Raw genomic sequence first — 26,294 nt, 5'->3', positions numbered from 1 at the left:
TCTTATGTCTCGTAAAAAAGTATGGTTGTCATTGGAAGATGCCATTGCTGCTGTAGCAAAGATGAAACCTAATAGTCTCGCAGATTACCGCGCAAGACGGCACGAGTATCCAGGGTTACCAGTAAGCCCATCATTGCATTATGGGGATGAGTATCCCGGCTGGGGGGCATTCACTAGTGGGTGTCGTTCGCTCTATCAGAGCGTTGAGGAAGCAAAAGCCGTCGTTCTCGCCTTGGGTGTAAAAAACTTTTCTCAGTACAGCAAGCGACGGCACGAGGATCCTAAACTGCCCGCTAATCCCAGAAAGTTTTATGGTAGCAGCTATCCAGGTCATGATGATTTTTTCGCAAGGAAGAGCGGATATTACAGCAATCTCGCCGCCGCGTCTGAGGCAGCCATTGCTCTAGGTATTTTTAACTCAAGGGTATATCGCGAGAAATACGCGCTTGACCCCAGACTGCCACGTTATCCTCATAAGATGTATAAGGATGAGTGGGGTGGATGGCCGCAGTTTCTTCGGTATGACCCTAGCCGGAAGGGCGCCGGTAAGTACCAGACTTACAAGGAGTTTGAGAAAGCATTGCGGGCGCTGGGAATTAAAGGGCAGAAAGACTTTAAGTTAAGACGTCATGAAGATCCTATGATGCCGGGCCATCCAGATGAAATCTATGGTCAAGACTGGCCTGGCTGGAAACAAGCCTGCGGCGTTAGTATTTATTTGTTGAAGTGTGATACGTGGCAAGAAGCTAGGGAAGTTGCCTCTCAATATTTTTTTTCCTCAGCGGCTGACTATAAGGAGCGCTGCGGAGTTGATGCTAGGCTTCCAAAATACCCCCACGCGCGCTACAAAAATTTCCCCGGCTGGGATAAGTACCTATTGCCCGATATTCTTGACTCGTTCATTAAGTTTAAGTGTGCCGTAAGGTATTTAAAAATAACGTCGGCTCGACATTATCGGGAAATCCTCCGGGAGTATCCGCATTATCCGAAAAAGCCATCAAAAGAATTTAAGAGCGAGTGGACGTCTTGGGAAGACGTGTTGGGTTTACCGCCACCTTATACCTTTGAAGAGCTTAGGGAAATTTCTTCTGCTCACGGGTGTAGGACGATGAAAGAATACAGATCCCTAGTGCGGGAAATAAAAGACCTGCGCATGCCGCTGCACCCGGAAACTCATTATGAGGAGTGGGTCAATTCCCACAGGTTCCTAAGCAAAGTCGAGCCCTATTCGCTCGACTTTATCGACGAGCAATTGCGTGGCTGGGTTTCAGGCATCCGTGAGTGGCTTGTTGGTACAAGGTCGGCGGTGCCAAAGGAGACTAGTCTTTGTCGTTTTTTGCGCCATTTTATTGGGCCTTATCAGCTTGGTAAGACCGCCCATGAATTTCTATTTATGACTGGCATCGATATTAAGCCATTCAAAGAGCTTCTTGATCAACAGGCATCGCAAACGGTAGGGCGAAGCCTATTGCGTCATGTAAACGAGTACTTAAACCATGTCCTAAAGACTGAGCTCACTATCGAAGATGAGGAGACTGGTGAGAATGTCAGGGTGGGCAACGCATCTAACCCTTTTGCTCACCTGGAACACGCAGTCACTATCACCGATAATGCACGTCCTAGTGAAAGCGTAAAGCCCGCGCTAGCATATCAGTATGTGGAAAATCTGAAATTATGGATCGTTCCACAAGCGGCAAAGCATTTTTCAGAATTGCGGCATATTCAGGGCTTCGACTCAGATTACATCGAGGTTGATGAGGCGATAATTGACCCGCAAGATCCAGATTGTATATATAAGGTTCGTGACGGTCGATATTTTATTTGGTGCCCCGTGTACTGGATGCATACATATGCTCTAGTGTCTATTCCAGCACGGGGGCGCCAAATTGCATATAACGATTCAGGGGAGGCTGACGATTATATTGGTGACATCGTCGAGGGGAAAGTTGTCTGGGTTAAAAACACTGGCAAGTTGGCGGGGTGGAAGCCGAATTATTTACATTCCCGTAAGTCTCTACATCGTAGAGAAGGCTTTATGCAAATGGGAGATAACGGGTGGGGTATGTATTTTACCTCTAACAAAACCGGTTTTCAAGGTGCAGGATATAAAGTTGACTGGGCTCCAGATGCCTTAGTCTACTGGATGGTTAAGCTCCGGAAGTGGCAAGAGAAGTACAACCCTATTAATGAGCCATTTCCATGGGAGAAATGCGTTCGGACTGTACTTAATCGTGCGCAACTCATTGCAAAGGGTGCAAATTGTTTTCTTTTTCGCGCGTTCGGTGAAGGAGAGCCTGCTGCATATTCAGCTAGATCAAGTGAGCGTCTAGCGGCGGCACTTTATTACAGTCAGCCCAGAGATTTAGTTCTCGCGACTTTTCTGGAGGGTGGGAGTCATAGCACTTTGAGTCGTTATGACTCCAAGTACACGCCTCACAGCATGCGTGTCAGTCTTATCAGTGCGTATGTGTTTGAGTTTGGCTTACCGATTGAAGTGGTCATGAAGTTGGCTGGACACACCTCTATCGTTATGAATATTTACTACGCAAAAATTGGTGGCGAGGCTCTCCGAAGGCGCATTGGTGAGGGAGAGAAAAAGGCACTACAGCAAGAGAGCTACGCTGCCCAAGATATGATCGAGCAGGGTAGGGTTGACGCGCTTCGCCATCAATTGATTGCTTCAAGTGAGAATGCGTTGGAGATGCTGCGCTCGGGATATGCGGGTAGTAACTTGGTGAGGGATTATGGGATTTGCCCATATGCTGCAGGACGTTGCGAAGATGGGGGCGCCCTTGTGGGGGCGACGCAGGTTCGACTCCATACTCCATACGGTTACCTAGGTATGCAGAACTGCCCACGCTGCCGACACTTCATCACTGGCCCGATGTTCCTCGGCGGATTACTCTCACAATGGAATGAGATTTCGCTGAGGATGACGTTACTTTCAGAGCGCTACGCTGACTTTGATAAGCAAATCAAAGTTCTTGAGCTGGAGGTGCAAAAGTTTGATGAGGAGGAGTATGACCTCGTGCAAGCCGGTGTAACCTTTGATGGGAAAGCGCGTAATGGAGCACGTGTGGAAATTCGTAAGCTTCAGTCGGAACAAGAAAGTACCGCAAAAAAAATGGACATGTTTCTCTGTGATCTCCAAGCTCTTACTAAACATATCAATGAGTGTCGAGAGATCATCTCTAGAAATGAAAAAAGTAATCCTCGGGATACTGAGTTGATGTTGGTTGTGCAAGAGAGTCATGAAATTGATATCGATATCGAGGATACCTCGTTGTTTCAACAGCTCCACGAGGTGTGCATTAATGCAACTATCTTCCAGTCAGCGACTGCTGATTTTGCGGTACCGCGCCGCTCACTGATGCTAGATAAGATGGCGCTTATGAATGACCTGCGTCCTGGGATGTGCAGTTTGACTGAGAAGGAGCAATTGCTGCTTGGCAATCAGGTCACTAAATTCTTGTTCGGCAGGGTTAAGAGCTGGGAGCGAGTAGATATGTTAGTTGAAGGTAAGCTGCTCCTGGCAGATCTTACCGGAGCTGAACGTATCGAAAAATCTGAGATGCAGACACTCCTTGAGTCCAAGCCAATTTTTTTGGGTACGTTGGCGCAAGCAGCTGGAATCTCAGTTCCCTACGAAGGTACGGGCTCGGCAGCTTGTTCATCTGCGCTGGAAGTACCTGACGGGCCGATTTTCAGGTTGTGCAAGGACGAGGATTTGAACGATGAGGCACTAAACTCTCAGAGCCTGAGCGCGGCGGAGCGACGTCTGTCAGAGAAAGAAGCGCAATGACTCCTGATGAATTACTTGCAGCTCTTAAGTCCAAATCGCCGCGTAAAAGCGCCACGCTGGACGCTGTGTATGCTGTGTGTCAGGAACAGGTTGATCGGGGAGCTACGGATTTTTCCTATACAACGATATCCCGATTGGGCGCCGGACGTGGTGTGCCAAAAGTGCAGAGCATCCATAATTCGAGCGGAGAGAGTTATAGAGCGCTGATCAAGTGTTTTGAGGAGAGTCCTGGCGCTCGGAAACGGCCGCCCAAACCTAGAACCGCGGATGCTTGGGTTGAAGACATTAAAGAACCTAAGACCAAGCTGATGGTGAATATCACGCTATCGAAACTCCGGGAGGCGGAAAAGCTCATTCGAGAATTTATTCCGCCAGGTACCGAGATTCGAGTAGACGATCGTCTGGCAACTGCCAATGATTTCAAGCTCACGAATCCAGAGCGCAATGCGATCGAATACCTTCTTTCGGATGAGTTCCTCAAAGCTTGGAATCTAGAGGTGGGTCAGAGAGGCACGTTAGTTGATTCTCAGGGGAAGAATGTCTTCAAGCCTGGAACGCTGGAAGCGCTCAGAAAGGTTCTCAAGTATTTTTAAGCCGGCGGCGGCAAAGGACGTGTTGCGCACTTGATTTGTTACGGTATTCAACATACCTCATTCTTTTTCAGCTCGTCGTTGCCTTGTATGACCAATGATATCGAAGTCGTCCGCTTTGTCGCCGCCAAATGGCGTGCACAAATAAGGAAGATCATTGCTGCACTGTGCTAGTTTGGAACGGTGAGTGGATGGTTGGAGGAATGAGCTGCGAGATCTAAAACCGAACGGCCCGGCGTCCACACGGTAGATACTAATGGAATGGCGTTTAGAGCTGAGGACGGAAACCGTATTACAACGGCTCCAATGCAAGGATTGCTGTTAATTCTGATGTGACTTGGTGTGGGGCAGGTTCGACTATGGCTCTCCTGATGCCGGACGAGTTCAATCCTACGCACTGATAGATTAGCTAAGTGAGCGGGAGTCGGTGGAAGTGCTCTGTTTGGCGTTCGCGGGTGGTGCGGTCTTGTTACCACGCCCATCGCCAACGGTGCTACCAGTCTAACGAGCGTGCTGCTTCGTAAAGGAACGACGTTGCTTGGTTATCGGACACCTATTTATGGCGGGTATTCTAGCCCTAAACAGGTGTCGGGAATCAGTAACTCCTACAGATCGCCAGTTATCTGCTATGTCATAGTGAGGGTTCAGCTTCCTAAATCCTGCAGATAACCCTTCTCCACGTACCGCCTGTAGTACATTTCATGAAGTTCGATATCTAACTGATAGGCCTTGAGCTGATCCTCTCCCTCCTCGTGTGGGTAGTCCTCAGGCCGAGTCTGGCGGAGGCGCTTCAGGCTCTCCCTGAGGGCTTCGGCTTCCCTGAGCTTCCGAGCTTCAATCGTATGGGCCAGCTCTTTGAATGCTGCAGAATCCGACCCGTTGTAGCAGTACCACCACTTCATGTCTTTGTAGATCTGCAGGTGGCGGCTATCGAAACCGCCACGGTGCTGATCGATGTCAAACGGGTATTGCCAGGGGTTTAGCTGGTACAGGAGGAATTCTTGCAATAGGTAGGCGGTGCCGTACTTGCCGTTGAGCAGGGTTTCGCGGTGAGTGATGTAGGGCGACTCTGTGAGCATCGCTTTTACCTTGAAGTCAAAGAAACGTGCAGCTATCAACGCGGGAACAATACGGAGAGCCTAGAAACTCATGTCAGGTGCATTGATGCGCTGACAGCCAGTCGGCAAGTGATGACGGGCGAGGGTTTAATTTTCAGATCACCATTTCGCTGATCAGACGTCATTCAGGTATCACTGATATAAAGGCATGTTGGAAACTAGCTTCAATACGGATCAGCGCGGTGCATAACCACCACGCGCCATCGCGTCCTGCAGCTTTGAGACTGCCGACCGGATTAAATAGGCCTCTTCATCACTCTCTGCGCATCCACGTAGCTCACTCCAAGTAAGACGCTTGAAGAACTGAGCAAGCGCTAAAGTTTCCCCGTGGCTCAATTCTGCATCAGTTTGGCAGCCGCCAATATTAAAAGTCACGATGACGTTCTTGTGTTGAACCTGATTACCCATGAGAAAGCACCATTTTTTTAATCGGCTCCAGCTTTTCTATTGATCAATGAAGTTGCTCAGTAGAACTGCTAATGCCTTCTAGAGCACATGGACTAAAGCAGCTGTGGGAAGGTATCTATTTAGTCCCGCACTTTCAAGTCTTGTTGTTTTTGAGTGGTTTTCATATAGTTGAAGTATTTTAAAAAAACATGAAATACGATTTAGGCATATATTGATAATGCACCATATGCGCAGCAGGATGGCTGCGGGCAATCCTAAGGCACTCGAAGCTTAGATCGTAAGGGGCGGCTAGGCGATGCATCGATCAAAGAGCCAATCACCTGGAGCACCGGCGGCACATCTCGTGAGTGTGATGAGTTGGAATGGGCAATCAGGCTTATCAGGATGCTCGCGGACGACACTGATCAATGTTTAGAGCAAAGCCTATATAGTGAGGTGTGGAGGCGGGCGCTGCCTCTTCATTTATCTGGACTCTCAGGTCTTGGATAAACCTTTCAGGCAACAAAAAGGCCGCTCTCGCGGCCTTTGATCAATCACTCACTGCACCCAGCTCTCAACAACATCAGAACCGTGCTCTTCCTTCCAGCTCTTCAGCACCTTGTGATTGCCGCCCCTGGTCTCAACCACCTCACCGGTCTTCGGGTTCTTGTAACGCTTGAGGGTGCGCTCGCGACGAGCCGGCTTAGCTGAAGCTGCTTTGCGTGCTGTGCCCGCGGAAGGATCCAGCAGGTCAATAACGTTGCGCAGCGAGTAGTTGTACTCAGCCAACAGCTTGCGCAGTTTGCTTTCAAATTCGATTTCTTTCTTTAGGCCTTCGTCACCTTGAAGGGCTGCAAGGCGCTGCTTTTGCTCTTCGATCTGGGCTTCAAGCGCTTTGAATTCTGCGAGTTTGGACATGGTGTCTCCCCAATACAATTTTGATTATGTCTAGCGATGGTTTGTTGCTGTTTGAATGGACAGTCTAAGCGAAAAGACATTCCGTTGCATTTTTTAATAGTGACCGGGAGGAGGGCAGTCCGCTTATAATCCCGCGCTTGATCCTTGGAATTAAGCTGTCGAATGAAGCAAGTTTTTCTCGTTTTCGCGCTGCTGGTTTTTAATGCAACCTCATCGTTCGCTGGTGCTCCGTCCAGTTTTAGTGCGGCAAAGGTCGTCGCAAAGCGTGAGGTTTTTTTTGATCAAGCCGATGGGCCTGTCGGTGATCTCTATTGTGGATGTCGATGGGAGTGGGTCGGTAAGTCCGGGGGTAGAATAGATGCAGAGTCATGCGGATACGAAACGAGGAAGCAGCGAGCCCGCGCCGAACGGACGGAGTGGGAGCACATTGTGCCCGCCTGGCAGTTTGGTCATCAGAGACAGTGTTGGCAGAACGGCGGGCGTAAGAACTGCGTTGCGACTGATCCTGTTTTCCGAGCGATGGAAGCTGATCTCTACAACCTGTATCCGTCAGTTGGCGAGGTCAACGGAGATCGGGCGAATTTTAACTACGGGATGGCGCCCGATGTATCGCCTCAATACGGGCAGTGCACAACGCGGGTGGATTTTGCCGCGAGGACTGCGGAGCCTCGTGACGAGGTCAAAGGACTCGTTGCTCGCACCACGTTCTATATGTTTGACCGCTACGGCTTAAACATGTCGCGCCAACAACAGCAGCTCCTGGGCGCTTGGAGTAGGCAGTACCCGCCATCCGACTGGGAAATTGAGCGCAACGAGCGGATCGCGAAAATCGTTGGATACTCGAATGCTTTTGTGACTGGCGAGCGAGTATGGAATTTGGGTTACAAGCCAACTGGTGATGGCTTGAAGAGTGGCTCGCCGGCAGCGCCTTTGCGGCAGGTGGCAAAAGCTCAAAATGCTCCAGCGGACACCAGCCACGCTCCAGGTGATGTGGTTGGGAATCGCCGCAGCAACGTATATCACTTGCCTCTTGGATGTCCCAGCTACGGCCAGGTTTCTCTGAAGAACCAGGTGACGTTTGAGTCTGAAGCAGAAGCGATTGATGCTGGGTATCGGAAGGCAGGCAACTGTAAGTGACCGCGTCCGCATTTGCTTCACCCATTACATTGGATCACTACAGCTCTGCTTCCCATGACCAAGCTTTCTGGTTTCACGCTCTCATTTCAGACTGGAGATCTCGGCGCGCGACTCCAAGGTGTATAGGTGTGGCTGGTCGGAGGCTTTGCAAGAGGGTGTAAACCAGCTTTTTATCGCGGTAAACCTGCTGAGGTTACAGTGCAAAAAAACAGGGTTACAGCGCGCTTTTGGCGCTGGCTAGACTGCCTTTGCCTGCAGGCCCTTTGTCATCCTAGATCCCTTAGGCCACGCCCAAGTGCGATGCTCAAAGTGACTCTAGTACTTCCGCCTCAACAATCATCCTTTCCCGGATCTGATTGAGAACCCTGTACAAAGCCTCTAGTTCTTCGAGCGTAAAGCCCTCACAGGGCAATGTCTCGTCGATACCGCATGACGGCTTTGTGGTTGCCGGCGGCATACACGGTGGTCGCCTCATACTCCAGCCATCTGATGGCCTGTTCCAAATGCTGGAGGGGCGCCGCGTTTTTGACCTGAGCACGGTGAACGGCACGAATGCCTTTGAGAACGCGCCTGACATCAGGCGTTTTCGTCGGATCTGGAAAACCTTGGGTGATGTATCATTGAGCCAGAGCCGCCAGGCGCTGCTTCAGGGTACTTATCGAGTGTTGGTCAGCGTACTCAGCGAGGTACCGGACGATGGCTCCTCCAGTTGCAGGAAGGTATCCGCAGGGTTTCGCAAAGCTGGCAACTGTAGGTGAGGTGTAGCGTATGGGAATATGGGATCGACTATTTGGTGGAAGCTTTAGCATGCCACCGCCCGACTCAACTGAACTTAGTGACAGTGAATGCTTTAAGGCACTGAGGCCTGGGCTGCCCGAGCAGCTTCGTGCTTTGAAGTCTTTGCTGGAGCTGCTGCTTGTCCGCTTGCCAGCAGAGGAGCGTGGCAGGCTGGAGCGGCGCATCTTGAGAAAGCTAAGAGAGGGTGACTGCCCCGAGACGGCTCTATACGAAGGATTGACCGATGATCGGCGTGGCCAGAAATTAGAGCAGCTCACGTTGCTGGTATGTGATTTTCGGGGCTTCGATAGCTTTGAGTATTTGGCACCCATTCTCGTGCGGGCTAGTGGTATTTCGGCTCCCTTTGCCTATGCGCACGACGGTAGTAAGACGATGCCTGAGGTGCTGGCCGAGTTTGATGTTTGGCTGCAAAAACATGGAATGCGGTATCTGCACATGAATACCGGTGGGGACGAATACGCAGGATTTGTCGTCGAAGCCCAGCACGTTCAACAGACTGCGGAGTTGGCTAAAGAGGCGGATATCAGGCTCAGCCTGGAAAGTTTTTGACTGCAGAATTCAGCCGATCGGACAAAGGCTAGACGGTTCTCGTTTCTTGGGAGAGCGTCACAAACCCTGCCGCATGTGCTTCGGCTTTCGGCGCCCTCAATCTCGTGTTCGCATTTGTTTCCAGGGGCAAATTTACATCACGCGTCGGTTTATCCAGCCGTGGGGGCGCGCTCAGGCCCTAATAGGTTAGGTGCATAATGAATGAGAGGAGCATCCGAGCGACCATGCGTCGACCTGGGTCGAGGTGGGACGGTGAAGCAGTTGCGCGGGTGTGGGGCGAAGACGACCGAGTCAGGCGATCTGAGGATTAAACTCAACTAATCCAGACTCGTAAGCGCCGTCTGTTACTGCAGGTCTACGCACCGTTCTCGATAACTTGTCAAAAGCCGAAGGCAGCCTATGCTGGGTAAGGCCATTCGCCATCACGCGGCTGGCCTAAGCAAGGCTGTCGTTCCCAGTGCCTTGCTCACCGAATTTTTAACCAGCTGTGGCTTGAATTGGCCACCGTCTCAACATGGAAGCGAGACATGATCGAGTCGATTTCCCTGCGCGATATTGCAACTTACAGCGCTACAACCCCCGAAACTCTCTCGAATTTAAAGGAAATTAACTTCTTCTATGGGGCTAATGGCGCGGGCAAGACAACCATCAGCCGGTTGATATTCAATCCGCAGTTATCCTCTACATCCCATGTGACTTGGTCGAAGAATAATCCGATACCTGCGCATGTGTATAACAACGACTTCATCACTGCTAATTTCACTGATTCCAAGCAATTTAAAGGGGTGTTTACTTTAGGCCAGGCGCAGCAAGAGCAGCTTGATCGCCTTGATGAACTTCAGAAAGAAAGAGTCCGTCACGAACAGCTCAGGAATAAGGCGCTTGAGGCGCTTGGCGGGCCGGATGGCAATGGGGGCAAAAATGCCGAAAAGAATGCTCTTGAGGCCGGGCTCGTAGCAAAATGCTGGGAGCAAAAACTAAAACATGATGAGGACTTCCAAGATGCATTCACGGGTGTTAGGGGCAATAAAGAGAGTTTCAAAAACAAAGTCCTACTTGAGAAGAAAAACAACACTTCTTCACTGGCTGACCTAGAGAGTCTGAAGAAAAAGGCCAAGATAGTTTATGGTGAAGCTCCCTCTCCGATGAGTGGGGTTGCTAGCCTTGATTTATCCCGCTTGATAGCCTATGAGCAAGATCCTTCACTAGCCAAGAAGATAGTGGGTAAGGAGGATGTCAATATATCGGCGATGATTCAATCCCTTGGCAGTAGCGATTGGGTTCGCCAAGGTATGAAATTCCTTGAGCACACCGATGATGATTGTCCTTTTTGCCAACAAAAGTTACCTCATGACTTCGAAAAGAATCTCGAAGATTATTTTGATGCGACTTTTGAGTCAGATACAAAAGCGCTATCGCAATTTCACACCAATTATAATGCAGCGGCAGACTCAATCTTAAGTCAGATGGGCAGTATTATAGCAACTGACTGTACTCACTTAGACAAAGAAAAACTCGATCTTGAGTTTCAAGCTCTAAGCTCGATAATTCAAGTTAATAGGCAGCGCTTGGAAAACAAGCTCGCTCGCCCAAGCTCAGTGGCTGAACTTGAAACGATTGCAGATATTCAGGTGGGAATTGCTGGGTTAATCGAAGCTGCCAACGTTAAAGTTGCTGAACATAATAATTTAGTAGCAGGATTGTCGGCTGAGCAGAAGAAGCTGGCCGGTGAAGTATGGAAATATCTTGTCGACGTGGAGCTAAAGGGCACGCTCACCGACTATGAGCAGAAGACTAATGCTCTCGATAAAGCCATAGGGGGAATCAATACGAGCCTGGGAAAAGCAAAGTCGGACATTACAGCTGCAGAAGTTGAAATTTCTGAGATTGAAAAAACCCTTACGAGTGTGAAACCTACCGTCAATGCCATTAACAAGATTCTCAAGGACTTCGGATTTAGGAGTTTTTCCCTCGATCCTGCTTGTGAGGATAATGCATATAAAATTGTTAGGGGTAATGGAAGTGATGCCAAGGCTACGCTCAGCGAGGGCGAAAAAACATTCGTCACATTCCTATATTTCTATCACCTGCTGAAGGGCAGTATAACAACGTCAGGGATAAGTAGTGACCGCATAGTAGTCATCGATGACCCTGTGTCTAGCTTGGATAGTGATGTGCTCTTTATCGTGAGCAGTCTCATTAAGCAGCTGTTTGCTGAAGTGCGTGAGAAAGGCAGTAATCTGAAACAGATTTTCGTGCTGACGCATAACGTTCACTTCCATAAGGAAATAACATTTCACCCCGAGCGTAAGGCAGACAGGGCCAGGCCTGAGGAGACGTTCTGGATCATTCGCAAGCCAGCTGATTACTCGCTCGTAGAGTCTTATGCCATAAACCCCATAAGGACGTCTTACCAGCTGCTATGGACAGAGTTAACTAAAGCGCCGGTTTCTGCGCTGACCATTCAGAATACGATGCGCAGAATTCTGGAGAATTACTTCAAAATTCTCGGCGGAATTAACACTCAGAAGCTGATTGAAAAATTTGAGGGGCATGAGAAAACGCAGTGCCAGTCACTGATTAGCTGGGTCAATGATGGATCTCATTATTCGCCTGATGAGCTCTATGTTGCGATTGGTGATGGCATGGCATCCAGCTACATGAGGATCTTCTATAAGGTCTTCAAGGCTATGGATCACATGGCCCATTATCGGATGATGATGGGGGATCACTTTGTCGACCTCGATCCCGAAGATCCGCTTGCGGATCCAGAGGGTGAAAACGCCCCGCTGCAGCCGCCTCAAGACTTTGTTGTCGCCACTGGGGCTGTTGGCGAAACAGGTGCGACTCCGATCGTTACAAGTCCGCCGCCAGCAGCACCAATAGTTATTCCTGCAGTTGCCGCCAAGGCTGACACCCGGGAAATTACGCCTGACATTCCGTTCTGACTTGGACGTCGCAAAAGCCGCCTGAGGAATAGAAATGCCGGCGGTCTAAGTCCACATTCCGCTTGGGGAGAGATGTCATGTCGATGCTTGAGAATGCCGTAGCATCCATTCGTCTTGGGGTTGAGGATTATCAGGCTGCTGCCCAGGATGATGCGCGGGCGCTTTCCGCGCTTCGCAATCTGACTTCAGGGCTTTTGTTGCTATTCAAGGTCAAGCTACAAGCATTGAGCCCACCTGATTCAAAAGAGTCGCTTCTAAAGCAGACTGTCGTTCCAGGGCTAGACGCGGATGGGAACCCCATCTGGATTGGAAGGGGTACAAAAACGGTTGATGTGCAATCCATCATCGACCGCCTCGAAGGTCTAGGAGTCAATGACATTGACTGGAAAAAACTCAAAGAGCTGACCGACCTACGTAACGCTGTTGAGCATTACTTCAGTCCCAAGCCCATTTCAGCTCTTCTTGCAGCTATGGGGGCATCATTTCACCTAATCCAGCAATTTGCCCCTCGGCATCTCGGGCAAAGTCCTGTGGAACTGCTTGGCCTTGAAGTATGGTCGTTCCTCGTCAAGCAAAACGCATTCTTCGAAGCTGAGTCGGAAGCCTGCAGGGAGGCTTTGCAAGCTATCGAGTGGCCGGTACCCATGCTGGGCGAGTTCGCCTTCGGAGCGCAGTGTGATAGCTGCAGATCAGTACTAATCAAGCCGGTGCTACCTATCGAGCAGGCTCCCGCAACTAGGTTTCAGTGCACAAGTTGTGATGCTGTTGCTACTTATGAGGAGACCGTGGAAAGCATTCTCGTTAAAAGGCATTTTCGCGACTTATATCTGACCGCAAGCCAGGGTGGAGAGCCTCCGCTGGAGCGCTGCTCCCATTGTGGGCACCGTACGTACATCGTGGATGAGTTGGTTTGTGCGCTGTGTCAGGAGAATAGCCCTGGACTGAGCTGCGTCGAATGTGGCGGGCAGCTTGATCACGACATTGACCCCGACGATGAGTTGTATAGGCTTTGCGATTTTTGCAGGAGCGTGGCCGAAATGGATTGATGTAGTCGATTTGCATGGGAGTCCAAGTTCTTTCGATTGGCATGCAATTTATATAGCAGTCGATGCGTATAATTACTTACAAGTACCGTTGTGCCCGTGTTGGCTTGTCAGAGGGGCAAGCAATTGGGCGTCACGTTCAAACTAATCTCCCAGGTAGAATCGGAGAAAAGTCGCATGGGAAGGCAAGTTCATGACACGAATCACATAGGGCAAATCGGAATTAGTTGGCTTAGATGGATCATTGAGGGGAAGTGGGCTTGTGGCATTGAGGTAATCGCTGCACACAACGACAACAGTATAGATATACTGATCCTTCCGAAGCGGAGAAAAAAAACCGCCTATGGTGGGCCCACAGGCGACGTGATTTTTGCGCAGGTTAAGACTGGATACATCAGTAAGCTGCCAGCCACTGCAACCTATAAGATCAATATTGGAAAGAAGCATTTGGAGGCGCACCGACAGCGATGGTTATCATTTCCAGGCCCTACCATCATGATCAATGTTATTCCACCCAGAGTTACTGGAGGCGAGCCCACGGCTTACTGGTCGGATCTTAAAAATCCTAAAAGCTTCGATGCTTCAGGGGGTGTGATTTTTGATCTTCGGCGCAAGCTTGACGGTTGGGAGGGAAAAGGGGAACTCTTTAACCTCTGCTGGCGATGGGCTGAGTTCAGAGCTTTACCGCGAATAGAGGCCCCCACTTCCGTCACCTGGTCATCTAGCCATCCGTGTCAGCTTTTTGCAGGCAGCCAAAGTGTCCATAAACGCAGCCGCACTTTCTACCAAGACTGGATGAATGTATCTAAAACTGATCCGCAAGCATTTGGAGGTGTAAAGGTTTCCAACAGAGGCTGGCGTCATATGACGCGCATTGGACGATCTAAGTCTCGAATGCTGCAGTCTTTGTTATTACTTCCTTGTGCAAGCAAAATTCTAGAGTCGTCTAGCGGGGTTCAGCCTAAACGATTGACTCCTAGCACGACGCATCAATTACCGAATGGTAATCAGCGTGAGCGCTTTTACGAGGGAGCTACGGCCAGGGTCACATTTTTTGACCGACAAGAGGCGGTCGTTCGGGTGGTTCTGGAAAGAAACATCATCACGTCGCTTAATTGCGTGGAAAGCGATGACAGAACCTTGTACTCGATCTATGAGGTTGCTCGGCGTCGACAGGGTATTTGAGCGAGGTTGTAAGAGCCCGTTCGAGGCAGACCTAGGACTGTCGCCGAGGCGACATGCGCTATTTCCGATTTTGGTCAGGAGCGCGACCTGAAACCGCCCCTACTAGGACTCTCACAACGGGCTTATAGTAATCCATCAAGGATACATTTAGGGAGATGGATACACCCTTTTAGCATCTATTTTTGAGGAGTTGCCGCTAGTTCCATAGTGGCTTTTGGCGGCTGTGTATTTTCGATTTTTGCTGGTTGAGTGGGTATTAGGGAATTGCTTTACGCAGGCGGCATCAGTGAAAATTCCTACTCCTCACATCCAGCCCCTCCAGCAAGTCACTCCGATCCTGAAGGTGCCCCGCGATCAAGTGCACCACACCTTCTTGATCCTCCAGTTTGCCCTTCACCTGGAGCAGCTTTGAATGCACTAGGGCTGATCGGTACTGCTCGGCCAAGTCCTTCCAAACGATCACGTTGGTCATGCCGAACTCATCTTCCAGGGTCACGAACGTCACGCCGCTCGCCGTCGAAGGCCTCTGCCTGCCGGTGACAATCCCGATCACGGTGACGTGATTACAGTCCCCCATCTCCCGCAAATCTCGCGAGCTCTTCGCACGCATCTTGTTCAGTTGAGCTCTGAGCAATGACATCGGATGCGGCCCCAATGTCGTGCCTGTCCGCGCATAATCCGCGTGCATGTTTTCCACGACGCTGGGCTCCGGAATCGCCACCGGTTTCTCGTCTGGCTCTTGTGCGAAGAGAGGAAGAGGCTGCTGCACTGCAGCGATCTCCCACCGGGCCGCATGGCGGTGCCCAGCGAGGTTTTTCAGCGCATCAGCCTCGGCAAGGAGCTCGCGCGCCTTGTGATCCAGATCCGCGCGCAGACAGAGGTCTCCGACGTCGCTAAAGGACTTTGCCTCCCTCTCGACCTCAATCCTTCTACCCACGGCTTCAGCTAATCCTCTGACCATTCGCAGGCCCATCCTCAGCGCCGGTAGCCGTCGATCCAGCGCCTCCAACGTGCAGTCCCAATCACTCACCGTCACGTCGACAGGACGGATCTCAACGCCATGCCGGCGAGCATCCTGCAGCACTTGGTCGGGGCTGTAGAAACCCATGGGCCAGCTGTTGATCAGGGCGCAGGCATAAGCCGATTGCTCATGGCATTTGAGCCAGCAACTCGCATAGGTGAGCAGGGCAAAACTCGCTGCGTGCGATTCCGGAAAACCATAGCTGCCGAAGCCCTTGATCTGCTCGAAGATGCGAGCCGCGAACTCCTCGCTGTAGCCCCGTTCGAGCATGCCCTGGCGCAGTCGAATCTGGTGCGGCTCCAGTCCACCATGGCGCTTCCAGGCGGCCATGGATCGCCGAAGCTGATCTGCCTCACCTGGTGAGTATCCCGCCGCGACAATCGCCAGGCGCATGACCTGTTCTTGGAAAAGCGGTACACCTAAGGTGCGCTCGAAAACATCCCGCAGCTCTTCGCTCGGATAGGTCACTTCTTCTTCACCATTGCGACGCCGCAGGTACGGGTGAACCATGTCGCCAACGATCGGCCCAGGCCGCACGATGGCCACCTCGATCACCAAGTCGTAGAAAGTTTTTGGCTTCAAACGCGGCAGCATCGACATCTGTGCCCGCGACTCGATTTGGAACACGCCGAGAGTGTCAGCCTTGCTGATCATCCGGTACGTCGCCGCATCCTCAGGAGGGATAGTCGCGAGCGTCAGATCCCTGCGGTCATAGCGTCGCAGGAGATCGAGACAGCGACGGATGGCACTCAACATTCCCAGTGCCAGCACGTCGACTTTCATGAGGCCCAAGGCGTCGATGTCGTCCTTGTCCCACTGGATGATTGTGCGGTCTTTCATGGCCGCATTTTCGACAGGCACGAGCGTTGAGAGCGGATGCTCGGAGATCACGAAACCACCAGGATGCTGCGACAGATGGCGAGGGAAACCAACGAGCTGTTCGGTGAGGATCAGTACCATCCTGACCTGCTTGTTTTCCGGGTCAAATCCGGCCTCTTGGAGGCGCTGAACCGGAGGAAGCTGGTCGCTCCAGCGACCGCAGCAGTTCGCTAGTGCAGTGACCTGATCTGGTTGCCAGCCAAGCGCTTTCGCCACGTCCCGGATTGCACCTGCGAAATGGTAGGTGCTGGCCACGGCAGTCAGCGCGGCGCGTTCTCGGCCATACCGGTTGAAGATGTACTGAATCACTTCCTCGCGCCGTTCGTGCTCGAAGTCGACATCGATATCTGGTGGCTCATTTCGCTCTTTCGAGATGAAGCGCTCGAACAGCATGGCCATCCTGGTCGGATCCAGTTCGGTAATGCCAAGGGCAAAACACACCGCCGAGTTGGCAGCTGACCCCCGGCCCTGGCAGAGGATGTTCTGGCTACGTGCGAAGCGGACGATGTCGTGTACGGTCAGGAAGTAGCTCTCGTACTGAAGCTCTTCAATTAAGCCAAGCTCGGCTTCGATCTGGGTCTGCGCCTTGGGCGACATACCATCCGGCCACCGCCACGCGGCACCCTCATAAGTCAGCTCTCGCAACCAGGCGGCTGCCGTTTTTCCCACAGGGACGACTTCGTGTGGGTACTCGTATTTCAACTGGCTCAAGTCAAAGGTGCAGAGCGAGGCGATACGAACTGACTCGGCTAAAAGGTCTGATGGGTAGAGGTCGGCCAGAGTGGGAAGAGGGCGGAGATGTCGTTCCCCATTCTGGAACAGGTGTCCGCCTGCTTCAGCAACGATGCAGTGGTGCCGGATGGCCGTCATGGTGTCTTGCAGAGCCCGGCGACCACGCACATGCATGTGCACGTCTCCCGTCGCCACCAGGGGCATCTGGAGGGCTTTGCCCAGGCTGATCAGCTCCCTGAGCTTCTGACCGTCGTCCGCATCCCTATGCAGCTCTACACCGACCCAGCTCCGCCCTGGAAAGCGCGCTGCCAACCATTGGCCCTGTTCCACCTCACGATTCGCGCCTGGAATCCAGATAGCCAAAACGCCATCGTTATCGCCATCGAGATCCGCCTGGTTGAGTTCGTACTGCCCCTTAGGGCTGCGTCGGCGCCCGGCTGTAATGAGTGCGCAGATCCGTTGGTATCCAGCCACGTTCTGCGCGAGAAGAACAAGCTTCGGGCCGTCAATTAGCCTCACCTCAGTCCCAGTGATCAGCCGGACGCCGGATTCCTTGGCCGCTTGCCAGGCTCGGACGATGCCAGCCAGGGAGCACTCGTCGGTGATTGCCAGTGCTTCGTAGCCCAGCTGGCCGGCCTTCTCGAAGAGCTCCTTGGCGCTTGAAGCGCCACGTTGAAAGCTGAAATTGCTGAGGCAGTGGAGCTCGGCGTACTGGGCAGGCGGACGGATGGAGGTGTTCATGACTGGCAGGTAGTACTGTATGGATATACAGTTTTGCTGCTGACCCGAAAGCGGGTCAATCTGATGCCGACGAGAGGAAATCGAGATGTGCGGACGACTCGCTCAGTACCGAGCGGTTCAAAAATATCTGGCGTCACTTGGGTTGGATGCGCGCCCGCTCAGCCGCATGGCCGGCGAGGATATTGAGCGCTACAACGTTGCTCCGCACTCACAAGTCGATCTGATTAGGCCGACTGCTGACGGCTATATCTGGACTGCGGAGAAATGGGGATGGACGCCAGCATGGGATTCCAATCCCGCGCGGCGGGACATCAACGCAACGCGGGAGAAGGCAGCCAGGAGCAAGTACTTTCGGCAGATCTGGCCACACCGAGCGCTAGTCTGCGCAGACGGTTGGTACGAGTGGTGCGTCGTAGAGGGGGATAAGGCCAAGCAACCGTACTTCATCCGCCGCGCTGATGATGAGCCACTTTTTCTGCCGGCGATCGGGCAGTTCTCAGAGCCGGGCGTGGAGCCTGGTGGGCATGAGGGCTTCAGAATCATCACCGCTGACTCTGAGGGCGGCATGCTCGATGTTCATGATAGGCGCCCCGTTGTCTTCGGCGCAGAGGACGCTAGGCAGTGGCTGTCGGATATTGGCTCAAAGGCAGCTGATCAACTACTCCTAGAGCGCGCGCTGCCGGTTGCTGAGTTCGCGTGGCACGCGGTAAGCCGTGCCGTGGGAAGCGTTCGAAATGAAGGCAGGGCACTGATTGAGCCTTCATGTTGATTGAGCGCGCCTCAGCAAGATTGGTACTTCAGACAACTGTGTAAGTGGGGTGCCAACTAAATCCCCAAGTCGTCCCGAAACTTGATATCAGAGAGGCGGGGAGTGAGATTCTCATCCGGGACACGCCTGAGGATCTCGCATGCGATCGCAAACCTAACATCTTTCAATGCTCGTAAATGCTCACGATTAAATGAACGGAAGTCATGCAAAAGTGGACGTTTACCTTGTTCGATGTCGGCCAAGATGTGGGCCGCGACTTCCGACATGCCCTCAGCGCTCGCAAACCGAGGGACATCACATTCAGGCTTGCCACCATGAATGTACTCGATGCTCTTCAGCACAAAGCTTTGTAGGACGGGCAGTGAAAATAATTCCAACGCACATGCCCATACCAGACGTTCCTCTTTGCGAGTCATTCGCCTACCCATTTCCCTTCTGCAGATCTGCTCGTGTGGCGATCCAGCAATACGCTGAGGCGCTGCACGTCTACGGCATTTTACCATGGCAGAGACACCATCCTCTGGATTTCAGGAAGGAGTTAGGTAAGCCGCAATTGAGTAATCCCGTATATATGTATATAGTCATTTGTGCGGGTGGCGCGCCTTTGTGTTGATCGAGCGCGCGCCGTCGGAGTGCCACGCATCAATATATGGCTAATTCGCGATTTGAAAATGGCCTGAAGAAAAAACATGAGAATATTGATTTACTCCGACCTTCATCTTGAGTTTGGCGTTGGTTTCGAGCCACCCCACTGTGATGCCGACATCGCAGTGTTGGCCGGCGACATCGGGAAGGGTGTGAAGGCCGTAGGGTGGGCAAACGACGCGTTCAAATGTCACGCAGTGTTCGTGGCGGGAAATCACGAGTTTTATAGCGGGCACATTGATCGCACCTGGGAAAAAATGCAGGTAGCGGCGGCCCCACACTTACACCTGTTGGAAAACCAAGCATTTGTCTGGGAAGGAGTACGTTTCCTCGGCACCACGGCTTGGACGGATTTTGCGCTATCAGGGGATCCGTTGACCGCAGCTCACGTAGCTCAAAGTGAGATGAACGATTACAAGCGGATCCGGGCTGGCGACAGCTTTCGGAAGCTGCGACCCGCAGACGTGATTAAGCGAAATCGTATTGCCTATGATTGGCTGAAAGGCGAGCTGGAGAAGCCATTTGACGGTAGAACCATAGTGGTCACTCATCACTGCCCACTGATGCAATTGATAGGGGGCGAGCACCAAGATCACCTCAGTGCGGCGTATTCGAACAATTGGCCGGAACTCGTGAGCAAGGCTGACGTTTGGATTTTTGGACACACGCATGAAGCAGTCGACGATAAGTTTTACGGGTGTCGTCTGATCTCAAATCCAAGGGGCTATCCAGATGAGGACACGGGCTTCAGCCCTACATTTGCAATTGATCTTTAAGTTTTGCCAGGAATTGATGTGGTGGATGAAAAAAACATACCGGCTGATGTCGAGAGGGCCTCGCGCATCAACTGGGGCGTGCTTATCGATGCCTACCTGACGAACGCCGCGAGGGTGGGCAGTCGTTACGCCGGTACACTCTTTTTGGACTGCGCGGGATCGATCAGCAATGGCGAGACTGTAGTGACACCACCTGTGCGTAAGCTCACTTCACGTGGAGGTTTCTGCTTAGTACAGAGCGCTTGTGGCAAAGATCACTACATCATTGTCTCCGAAAATGTGCCCACGCACCTTCGATCGGTGTGAGCACATCACGTATCTACGTATAGATGACCCCTGTCAGGCTTAAGTGCTGATGGCCAAACGTTTAGGTATCTGACTGATGTTGGATGTGTTGAATGCGTTTAGAGCGATGCAGACTTTATCTTCGCAACATCAGGTAACTGCGGTCATGAGCCAGGTTTATCTTTGGAATGGACATCTATGCGGTGAGGTTCATGGCGACAAAGAAAAGCGCTTTCGCGATGGCGCTCGCATGATGAGCTCAAGAATCAATTTTGGTTTCGTGATCACCGGCCACCAACTTTTTCTCACCCAGTCGGGGAGCTTGTATCTCATAGCCAGCTGGAGAGCATTTGATGAAGCTATGGATGGCCTGGATTTTTCAGATGGCATCAGCCCCGTCGATCTCATGTTTCGTAGTGATCCTGACCGCCAACCGGACTTCTCGAATGATGTCGAGCTTGCCAATGAAGATGAGGTGAAGCTGATCAAAGTCGGACTTCCGAATCAGCGCAGCAGAAGGACGATCGCAACAGTGGACGAGAGAGATCATACAGGTGACAGGGTAGAAGCTGAGCGCAACTCAACGATTTTCCAGCTTGCCCACCTGATGGATCCTGATGAGCTCAAAAGCACGCTTGAACAAGCGCGAGACGACTTCATGGCATTGGAGAAAACACAGGTTCTCATCGAATGCACCAGACGCCGTCCTGACCCGTTTTTTCTTCCGCTGCTATCGCTGGGATACCTCCCTGAGTGGCAGGCTGTCCTCGTTTTGGATGGGCAATTCAACGTCTCCGCGAAAGCGACACATCATGCTGCTATCCGTTTGCTACTCGCGCTCCCAGTCAGCGCGATCAGTGATGAGCTTCGCGACCTTAGGTTTCACGCTGACGTCGGCGTTTAGGGCGCTCGCTGCATCAGTAATCAGTCCGCAGCTGCGTAGGCGCCCCCAGGAGTCTCGATGAAGACCACAGCAGTTATTTTTGATGTCTTCGGAACTGTCATCAGCATCGAGGACAGGCGCAACCCGCACCTGCAACTTCTGCGTTTGGGCCGGGAGCACGGGCGCCGGCCAAGGCCCGGTGATATGCAGATGATCATGACGTATGAGCTCGGGTGGGAGGAGTTAGCGCGCTGTCTCGACATTCGAGTCAGCCACGAGCAGCTGCAGCACCTAGCTGAGGAGCTCGAAGCAGAGGTTTCGAGTATGCAGGTCTGCTCGGATGCGGCGCAGGCGATTGCGCTTCTGCAGTCGGCAGGCGTCAAAGTAGGTTTGTGCTCAAACTTGGCTTCGGGCTACGGCCCTGCTGTACGAGAGTTGTTACCGGGGCTGGATGCCTACGGGTTTAGCTACGAAATCGGCGCGATGAAGCCTAATCCAATCATCTACCACTCGGTCTGTCGTGACTTAGGCGTACAGCCGGGGCAGCAGCTCCTAGGCAATCGGGTAGTCATGATTGGTGACTCGATTAAATGCGATCGCGATGGGGCTAGGGCTGCGGGGATTGCTGGGCTTCACCTAAGCCGCACTGGCAAAGCGGACTTTACAGATCTCGTAAAATTCGCAGAGTCAGTGGTTCAGGCATGAGGAGCTGTTTCGGATATCAGCCAGCCGCTGCGAGTCAGAGGCTGGCGGCCTGGAGAGGTAGCTCCAGGTGAACGTCATGACTCACCTGGGAGGCCGCTACGCTGACTTCCAAGGCGTTGAAGACCTTTGCTTTTCACTACTGCAATCCAAGTTTCGTCGTCCGGATTCAGCTCCGGAAATGCCGCAATCGCCTTATTAATAATTTCCTCAGTGACAGCGCCCATGAGCCGGCCTGTCACGAGTTTAATATCTGCATGTTGCTCTGCAGGGAGATATTTCAGGGTCTGGATCAGCATCTGATCTAGGGCAGCCATGGCGTCAATACCACCATCTCTTAACGCTCGTGCGGCGTTCAGTGTTAGTTCCATTAGCACTCATTCCTTTGGGGCGCTTCGTAAGCGACGAGCGGCTTTACTAACACCTTATGCCGCCCGAAAGCTACATTTTCAGGTGTCCGCTTCCGGCCAAAAACAGTCACTCGCAAATAAGTTAAATCGGGCTTAAGGAAAGTGGTCGATTCCGACAATGGCCGCCACTGTCCGCAGCACGCTGATCAGCGTCGTATCTCGCCGACGTTACGAATTTGCTCTCGTTTCGCTCAAGATCCTCGCCGCATCCCGCGCAGGAGGCAGGCCGAACACCCGTGCATAATCCCGCGTGAATTGCGTGGCGCTTTCATAGCCCACCTCGAATGCGGCAGCCGTGACGCTTTTGGCGCTGGCGACCATGAGCATTCGGGCCTGGAGCAGGCGAACCCGTTTCTGGTACTGCAATGGGCTTAGCGTAGTGACGGTTTTGAAATGCCGGTGAAACGCCGAGACGCTCATGGCCGCTTTCTGCGCGAGGGTTTCCACTCTGATGGGTTCGGCAAAGTCTCTTCGGATCCACTGAATGGCCAGGTTCACGCGGGCCATGGCGGTGTCTGGTGCGGCGATCTCTCGCAACATCCAGCCATGCGGGCCTTGTAGAACGCGAAACAGTATCTCGCGCTCGTACGCAGGAGCGAGCGCGGCAATAGCATCTGGGTTGCCCATGAGTCGAAGCATGCGCACCCAGGCATCCATTAGTTCTGGCGTAACGGCAGCCACCGAAAAGCCTGGGTCGTTTTCATACCTCCCCAAAGGTTTCGGAAGGTCAGCCAACAATGTAGCGAGCACTGTCGGGTCGAGGGTCAGGCTAACGGCTAGATAGGGCTCGCCGGTTTCTGCGGCGTGGACAGCCCCTACCGCTGGCAGGTCGATGGACATCACGAAATACGTCGCTGGGTCATACCGAAGGGTGCGGTCGCCCACCGTCATCGTTTTGCTGCCTTGCAGGATCAGATTGATCATCGGGTCATAGACGGCAGCGAGCATGTGTTCGGGAATCTTGCCCTGAACCATGGCGACTCGCGGGATGCCCGTTTCGGTGCGGCGATTTTCAGCCATGGCAGTTAAGGCGCGCAGTTCATTCAGTTGATTTTTCATGATTGGAATGTTGACCGTTAACCGATGAACTTCACAAGCGAAAAGCAGAAACAGGCAAATTTTGAGTAGGAACGGCTGCGTTGACGAAACGGTGCGGCGCTACTGTGGTGACTCATTTCATCGACAGCGGAGCACCACATGAGCGTGATCGTTATCACCGGCGGCAGCCGTGGGATCGGTGCCAGTACGGCGCGGCACATTGCCCAGCGTGGCACGGGTGTCATCCTGACTTACAACAGCAATGCTCAAGCGGCGGCGGAGGTCGTAGACAGTATCGAGCAGGTCGGCGGTAAAGCCGCTGCGCTCGAACTCGATGTCGGCCAAGTGGGCAGTTTCGACGCTTTTCGAGAAGCGGTCTTGATGACCTTGAGGGACGTCTGGGGCATCAGCACGCTCACAGGCTTGGTCAACAATGCGGGCTATGGATTGTTCAATCCACTGCAATCGGTCAGCGAAGCGCAGTTCGACGGGTTGTTCAATGTTCACCTCAAGGGGCCGTTTTTCCTGACGCAGAGGCTTCTTTCACTATTCGAAAAGAACGCCAGTATCGTCAACCTGACCAGCGCTACAACCCGCGTGGCCACCCCGGGTGTCGCTCCTTACGCGGCTTTCAAGGGCGGTCTTGAAGTGCTTACCCGCTACATGGCGAAGGAGTTCGGCGAGCGAGGCATACGGGTGAACGCCGTTTCTCCGGGAGCCATTCGTACCGAACTGGGCGGCGGTCTGAATGAAGAGTTTGAAACAATGCTGGCTGCGCAAACGGCGCTCGGCAGGGTCGGTGAGCCCGAAGATGTCGCACGTGTAATTGCAATGCTGTTATCCGCAGACGGCGCTTGGATCAACGCCCAGACCATCGAAGTCGCCGGCGGCTACAACATCTGAACAATTGAGGATTTGAGATGCTGGATCATATTTTCCTGTCCGTGAGCGATATCGAGCGATCCATCCGTTTCTATGAAGCGGCGCTAGTGCCACTTGGCATCACCACACGCCTGGACTACGACGGTAAGGACGGCCCTCCTGGCCATCCTGATCTGAAAGGCTTCGGCGCCAAGGGCCGAATGTTCTTCTGGTTGCGCCAAGGCGCCGTGGAGGAGCGAGCGGTACACATCGGTTTTGTGGCTAGCAGCAAGGCGGAGGTAGAGGCGGCTTATGCAGCCGCGATTAGCCAGGGAGCTGTCGACAACGGCGCACCGGGAGCACGTTTGCATTACGACCCGGACTACTACGCCGCAAATGTTCTGGATGTCGACGGGCACAGCCTGGAATTTGTTTACAAGAACTGGCAGCACGCCCAATGAAGAAATTGATGATCTACGGCGCAACCGGCTACATGGGGAGAATGGCTGCCAAGTATGCAGCGGCGCAGGGGCTGGACATTGTCGTTGCCGGGCGCAATCAGGACAGGCTGCGCACTCTGGCTGCCCAGTTGAATGTTCCGTATCGAATCTTCACGCCTGATGCCTTGACGCCAGAAACCCTTAATGGCGTTGCGGTACTGCTGAACTTTGCCGGGCCCTTCGCGCAGACAGCCAAGGCGTTAATGCAGAGCTGTATCAACGCTGGCGTTGACTATCTTGATATCACGGCTGAAATCAAGGTCTATGAACTGGCTGAGCAATTGGGCGCTGAGGCAGCCGAGTCGGGCGTCATGCTTATCCCTGGGGTCGGATGGGATGTAGTGCCCACAGACTGCCTGGCAGTGCATGCTGCCCATCGAGTGCATGCCCCTCAGTCGATTAAAATCGCCCTGCAGGTCGCAGGCACAATATCGCGTGGCTCGGCGCTTAGTATCAGCGAGATTGTCAGTGCGGGGCTGCTGGCGCGGATTGACGGGTCGTTGGTTGCAACTCCCGCTGCGCAACCAAAATCCTTCGATTTTGGTGACGGCCCGAAACTGTGTGCGCCGCTATCTTTCGGTGATCTGATCACGACCTGGCACTCCACCGGCATCCCCAACATTTCCATGTTTGTGCATTTCTCTGGCGATCCCATCCCTGAAGGAGATATTTCAATGCTTCCTGAGGGCCCGGATGCGCAACAGCGCGAAGCACATCGAGCACGGGCAGTAGCCGAAGTCACCGGCGGTGACGGCACTGTTGCACGTTCAATAATCGAGACCGTAAACGGCTACACCTACACACCGCTTGCTGCCGTGGAGGCTGCGCGCAGGGTATTGGCTGGCGAGCGACGGCTAGGCTTTGAGACGCCTGCGAAGCTGCTGGGGACTGGGTTCGCCGAGAGTATCGCCGGTACGACCATCACTGATCTGTAAATCGCCAAGACGTAAAGGAGTGTTGATTTGCTCAGGAGTCAGCGGCGGTGTCTGCCTCTAACTCGCTAGATATCGCTTTGCCGGCAATTTGCGCTACTTCTATCAAACGCTCGTGGGACATGCCACTGCATGCTGCAGCGGAGAGCCCGCGCAAAGTAACCAATAGGTAGTCAGCCAGCGCTTGCGCGCCTCGTGGACAAACCTGATCAAGGTAATTGCGGATGGTCTGAACTGCGGCTTCGCCCATCTTCTCGGCCATGTTGCGGGCAACTGGATCATCCGCGCGCAAGCCCTCTGTGACCAGGCAACCACGCAGAGCCGTATCTCTGCCGTACTGCTTCGCAGCAGCTACAAGCAGCGACGTCAGCGCTGCTGCGGGTGGCAAATCGGGCGCTAGCAGCTTGTCCAGAGGCAACGCATTTTCGCCAGCGTAGCGATGCATCGCACGCTCGAACAGCTCGGCCTTGCTGCCATAAGCGGCGTAAAAGCTCGGGGGCTTGATGTTCATGGCCTCCGTAAGGTCGGTCAGGCTGACCGCATCAAAGCCGCGCTGATGAAACAGCGCCTGGGCGATGGCTATCCCTTGCTCGCGGTCAAAGGCTGGGCGGCGTTGCCGGGGTTTTTCGCTCATAGCAATCTCGT

General features: G+C 52.9%; 22 protein-coding genes. 14 read left to right on the top strand and 8 right to left on the bottom strand.

From position 1 onward, the window contains the following. The first annotated feature begins 4 nt into the window (after positions 1-4). Together gmtZ and gmtX are read left to right on the top strand one after the other, a co-directional pair. A complete protein-coding gene (gene gmtZ, locus PVA39_RS08870; RefSeq protein ID WP_274123762.1) occupies positions 5-3,802 on the top strand; it encodes a gamma-mobile-trio integrase GmtZ in 3,798 nt (1,265 codons plus the stop codon). Then, the gene (gmtX, locus tag PVA39_RS08865; protein WP_274123761.1) at positions 3,799-4,395 is read left to right on the top strand and encodes a gamma-mobile-trio protein GmtX; all 597 of its coding nucleotides are present in this window, start codon (positions 3,799-3,801) and stop codon (positions 4,393-4,395) included. Before gmtZ ends, gmtX begins: the two co-directional genes overlap by 4 nt. A 641-nt stretch (positions 4,396-5,036) precedes the next feature. Here the strand turns inward: gmtX and PVA39_RS08860 are convergent. The 3 genes from PVA39_RS08860 to PVA39_RS08850 all read right to left on the bottom strand — a co-directional run bounded on the left by PVA39_RS08860 (position 5,037) and on the right by PVA39_RS08850 (position 6,815). Further along, on the bottom strand, positions 5,037-5,471 hold the full coding sequence (locus PVA39_RS08860; protein ID WP_274123760.1) for a hypothetical protein: 435 nt from the start codon (positions 5,469-5,471) through the stop codon (positions 5,037-5,039). 213 nt (positions 5,472-5,684) lie between these two features. Then, positions 5,685-5,918 (bottom strand): DUF7706 family protein, encoded by a 234-nt coding sequence (locus tag PVA39_RS08855; protein ID WP_274123759.1) that lies wholly within the window; start codon positions 5,916-5,918, stop codon positions 5,685-5,687. 537 nt (positions 5,919-6,455) lie between these two features. Continuing rightward, on the bottom strand, positions 6,456-6,815 hold the full coding sequence (locus tag PVA39_RS08850) for a histone-like nucleoid-structuring protein, MvaT/MvaU family (RefSeq protein ID WP_274123758.1): 360 nt from the start codon (positions 6,813-6,815) through the stop codon (positions 6,456-6,458). 162 nt (positions 6,816-6,977) lie between these two features. Here PVA39_RS08850 and PVA39_RS08845 point away from each other — a divergent pair, with 162 nt between their 5' ends. The 5 genes from PVA39_RS08845 to PVA39_RS08825 all read left to right on the top strand — a co-directional run bounded on the left by PVA39_RS08845 (position 6,978) and on the right by PVA39_RS08825 (position 14,475). Beyond that, on the top strand, positions 6,978-7,952 hold the full coding sequence (locus PVA39_RS08845; protein WP_274123757.1) for an endonuclease: 975 nt from the start codon (positions 6,978-6,980) through the stop codon (positions 7,950-7,952). Positions 7,953-8,759: 807 nt separating this feature from the next. Beyond that, on the top strand, positions 8,760-9,299 hold the full coding sequence (locus PVA39_RS08840) for a DUF6630 family protein (RefSeq protein WP_274123755.1): 540 nt from the start codon (positions 8,760-8,762) through the stop codon (positions 9,297-9,299). Positions 9,300-9,826: 527 nt separating this feature from the next. Then, positions 9,827-12,247, top strand: a complete 2,421-nt coding sequence (locus PVA39_RS08835) for an AAA family ATPase (protein ID WP_274123754.1) — start codon at positions 9,827-9,829, stop codon at positions 12,245-12,247. Positions 12,248-12,324: 77 nt separating this feature from the next. Next, positions 12,325-13,293, top strand: coding sequence for a hypothetical protein (locus PVA39_RS08830; RefSeq protein WP_274123753.1), 969 nt, complete (start codon positions 12,325-12,327; stop codon positions 13,291-13,293). A 174-nt stretch (positions 13,294-13,467) separates the two neighbouring features. Beyond that, the gene (locus PVA39_RS08825; protein ID WP_274123752.1) at positions 13,468-14,475 is read left to right on the top strand and encodes a DUF4365 domain-containing protein; all 1,008 of its coding nucleotides are present in this window, start codon (positions 13,468-13,470) and stop codon (positions 14,473-14,475) included. A gap of 283 nt (positions 14,476-14,758) precedes the next feature. Here PVA39_RS08825 and PVA39_RS08820 read toward each other — a convergent pair whose 3' ends face one another. Then, on the bottom strand, positions 14,759-17,848 hold the full coding sequence (locus PVA39_RS08820; RefSeq protein ID WP_274123751.1) for an error-prone DNA polymerase: 3,090 nt from the start codon (positions 17,846-17,848) through the stop codon (positions 14,759-14,761). Positions 17,849-17,933: 85 nt separating this feature from the next. Between PVA39_RS08820 and PVA39_RS08815 the strand changes: the two genes are divergently transcribed. Then, positions 17,934-18,617, top strand: a complete 684-nt coding sequence (locus tag PVA39_RS08815) for an SOS response-associated peptidase family protein (protein WP_274123750.1) — start codon at positions 17,934-17,936, stop codon at positions 18,615-18,617. Positions 18,618-18,673: 56 nt separating this feature from the next. On the opposite strand, the gene PVA39_RS08810 is transcribed toward PVA39_RS08815, so the two are convergent. Continuing rightward, on the bottom strand, positions 18,674-19,033 hold the full coding sequence (locus PVA39_RS08810; RefSeq protein ID WP_274123749.1) for a hypothetical protein: 360 nt from the start codon (positions 19,031-19,033) through the stop codon (positions 18,674-18,676). A 273-nt stretch (positions 19,034-19,306) separates the two neighbouring features. On the opposite strand from PVA39_RS08810, the gene PVA39_RS08805 reads away from it, so the two are divergent. The 3 genes from PVA39_RS08805 to PVA39_RS08795 all read left to right on the top strand — a co-directional run bounded on the left by PVA39_RS08805 (position 19,307) and on the right by PVA39_RS08795 (position 21,911). Then, entirely contained in the window at positions 19,307-20,038 is a 732-nt protein-coding gene (locus PVA39_RS08805; protein WP_274123748.1) for a metallophosphoesterase, read from the top strand. 382 nt (positions 20,039-20,420) lie between these two features. After that, a complete protein-coding gene (locus PVA39_RS08800; protein WP_274123747.1) occupies positions 20,421-21,227 on the top strand; it encodes a hypothetical protein in 807 nt (268 codons plus the stop codon). Between the two features lie 57 nt (positions 21,228-21,284). Next, positions 21,285-21,911 carry an HAD family hydrolase gene (locus tag PVA39_RS08795; RefSeq protein WP_274123746.1) on the top strand — a complete coding sequence of 209 codons (627 nt, stop codon included), beginning with the start codon at positions 21,285-21,287 and terminating at the stop codon, positions 21,909-21,911. 74 nt (positions 21,912-21,985) lie between these two features. Here the strand turns inward: PVA39_RS08795 and PVA39_RS08790 are convergent, their stop codons facing one another. Continuing rightward, positions 21,986-22,279, bottom strand: a complete 294-nt coding sequence (locus PVA39_RS08790; RefSeq protein WP_274123744.1) for a hypothetical protein — start codon at positions 22,277-22,279, stop codon at positions 21,986-21,988. A 207-nt stretch (positions 22,280-22,486) separates the two neighbouring features. After that, positions 22,487-23,377 carry an AraC family transcriptional regulator gene (locus PVA39_RS08785; protein ID WP_274123742.1) on the bottom strand — a complete coding sequence of 297 codons (891 nt, stop codon included), beginning with the start codon at positions 23,375-23,377 and terminating at the stop codon, positions 22,487-22,489. Between the two features lie 138 nt (positions 23,378-23,515). On the opposite strand from PVA39_RS08785, the gene PVA39_RS08780 reads away from it, so the two are divergent. Genes PVA39_RS08780 through PVA39_RS08770 form a run of 3 tightly spaced genes read left to right on the top strand, consistent with a single transcriptional unit; the run spans position 23,516 to position 25,652 of the window. Further along, positions 23,516-24,259, top strand: a complete 744-nt coding sequence (locus PVA39_RS08780) for an SDR family NAD(P)-dependent oxidoreductase (RefSeq protein ID WP_274123741.1) — start codon at positions 23,516-23,518, stop codon at positions 24,257-24,259. A 17-nt stretch (positions 24,260-24,276) separates the two neighbouring features. Further along, complete coding sequence (locus PVA39_RS08775) at positions 24,277-24,678, top strand: VOC family protein (RefSeq protein WP_274123740.1); 402 nt, start codon at positions 24,277-24,279, stop codon at positions 24,676-24,678. Next, complete coding sequence (locus tag PVA39_RS08770; RefSeq protein WP_274123739.1) at positions 24,675-25,652, top strand: saccharopine dehydrogenase family protein; 978 nt, start codon at positions 24,675-24,677, stop codon at positions 25,650-25,652. Before PVA39_RS08775 ends, PVA39_RS08770 begins: the two co-directional genes overlap by 4 nt. A 31-nt stretch (positions 25,653-25,683) precedes the next feature. Here the strand turns inward: PVA39_RS08770 and PVA39_RS08765 are convergent, their stop codons facing one another. Next, positions 25,684-26,283: a TetR/AcrR family transcriptional regulator gene (locus PVA39_RS08765; RefSeq protein WP_274123738.1), complete on the bottom strand. Its 600-nt coding sequence runs from the start codon at positions 26,281-26,283 to the stop codon at positions 25,684-25,686. Between the last annotated feature and the right edge of the window lie 11 nt (positions 26,284-26,294).

It is taken from the genome of Pseudomonas sp. CNPSo 3701 (assembly GCF_028674975.1).
Classification (GTDB): domain Bacteria; phylum Pseudomonadota; class Gammaproteobacteria; order Pseudomonadales; family Pseudomonadaceae; genus Aquipseudomonas; species Aquipseudomonas straminea.
Note: the sequence above shows the minus strand (reverse complement) of the source record. Positions and strands in the feature narration are given on the sequence as shown.

Bases quoted from the DNA above. Each gene is read 5' to 3' on its own strand.
- PVA39_RS08780 (WP_274123741.1), top strand. From the start codon at position 23,516: ATGAGCGTGATCGTTATCACCGGCGGCAGCCGTGGGATCGGTGCCAGT.
- PVA39_RS08775 (WP_274123740.1), top strand. From the start codon at position 24,277: ATGCTGGATCATATTTTCCTGTCCGTGAGCGATATCGAGCGATCCATC.
- PVA39_RS08845 (WP_274123757.1), top strand. From the start codon at position 6,978: ATGAAGCAAGTTTTTCTCGTTTTCGCGCTGCTGGTTTTTAATGCAACC.
- PVA39_RS08860 (WP_274123760.1), bottom strand. From the start codon at position 5,471: ATGCTCACAGAGTCGCCCTACATCACTCACCGCGAAACCCTGCTCAAC.
- PVA39_RS08795 (WP_274123746.1), top strand. From the start codon at position 21,285: ATGAAGACCACAGCAGTTATTTTTGATGTCTTCGGAACTGTCATCAGC.
- PVA39_RS08850 (WP_274123758.1), bottom strand. From the start codon at position 6,815: ATGTCCAAACTCGCAGAATTCAAAGCGCTTGAAGCCCAGATCGAAGAG.
- PVA39_RS08855 (WP_274123759.1), bottom strand. From the start codon at position 5,918: ATGGGTAATCAGGTTCAACACAAGAACGTCATCGTGACTTTTAATATT.
- PVA39_RS08770 (WP_274123739.1), top strand. From the start codon at position 24,675: ATGAAGAAATTGATGATCTACGGCGCAACCGGCTACATGGGGAGAATG.
- PVA39_RS08820 (WP_274123751.1), bottom strand. From the start codon at position 17,848: ATGAACACCTCCATCCGTCCGCCTGCCCAGTACGCCGAGCTCCACTGC.
- PVA39_RS08785 (WP_274123742.1), bottom strand. From the start codon at position 23,377: ATGAAAAATCAACTGAATGAACTGCGCGCCTTAACTGCCATGGCTGAA.
- PVA39_RS08810 (WP_274123749.1), bottom strand. From the start codon at position 19,033: ATGACTCGCAAAGAGGAACGTCTGGTATGGGCATGTGCGTTGGAATTA.
- PVA39_RS08830 (WP_274123753.1), top strand. From the start codon at position 12,325: ATGTCGATGCTTGAGAATGCCGTAGCATCCATTCGTCTTGGGGTTGAG.
- PVA39_RS08825 (WP_274123752.1), top strand. From the start codon at position 13,468: ATGGGAAGGCAAGTTCATGACACGAATCACATAGGGCAAATCGGAATT.
- PVA39_RS08790 (WP_274123744.1), bottom strand. From the start codon at position 22,279: ATGGAACTAACACTGAACGCCGCACGAGCGTTAAGAGATGGTGGTATT.
- PVA39_RS08835 (WP_274123754.1), top strand. From the start codon at position 9,827: ATGATCGAGTCGATTTCCCTGCGCGATATTGCAACTTACAGCGCTACA.
- PVA39_RS08840 (WP_274123755.1), top strand. From the start codon at position 8,760: ATGCCACCGCCCGACTCAACTGAACTTAGTGACAGTGAATGCTTTAAG.
- PVA39_RS08765 (WP_274123738.1), bottom strand. From the start codon at position 26,283: ATGAGCGAAAAACCCCGGCAACGCCGCCCAGCCTTTGACCGCGAGCAA.
- gmtX (WP_274123761.1), top strand. From the start codon at position 3,799: ATGACTCCTGATGAATTACTTGCAGCTCTTAAGTCCAAATCGCCGCGT.
- PVA39_RS08815 (WP_274123750.1), top strand. From the start codon at position 17,934: ATGTGCGGACGACTCGCTCAGTACCGAGCGGTTCAAAAATATCTGGCG.
- PVA39_RS08800 (WP_274123747.1), top strand. From the start codon at position 20,421: ATGTTGGATGTGTTGAATGCGTTTAGAGCGATGCAGACTTTATCTTCG.
- PVA39_RS08805 (WP_274123748.1), top strand. From the start codon at position 19,307: ATGAGAATATTGATTTACTCCGACCTTCATCTTGAGTTTGGCGTTGGT.
- gmtZ (WP_274123762.1), top strand. From the start codon at position 5: ATGTCTCGTAAAAAAGTATGGTTGTCATTGGAAGATGCCATTGCTGCT.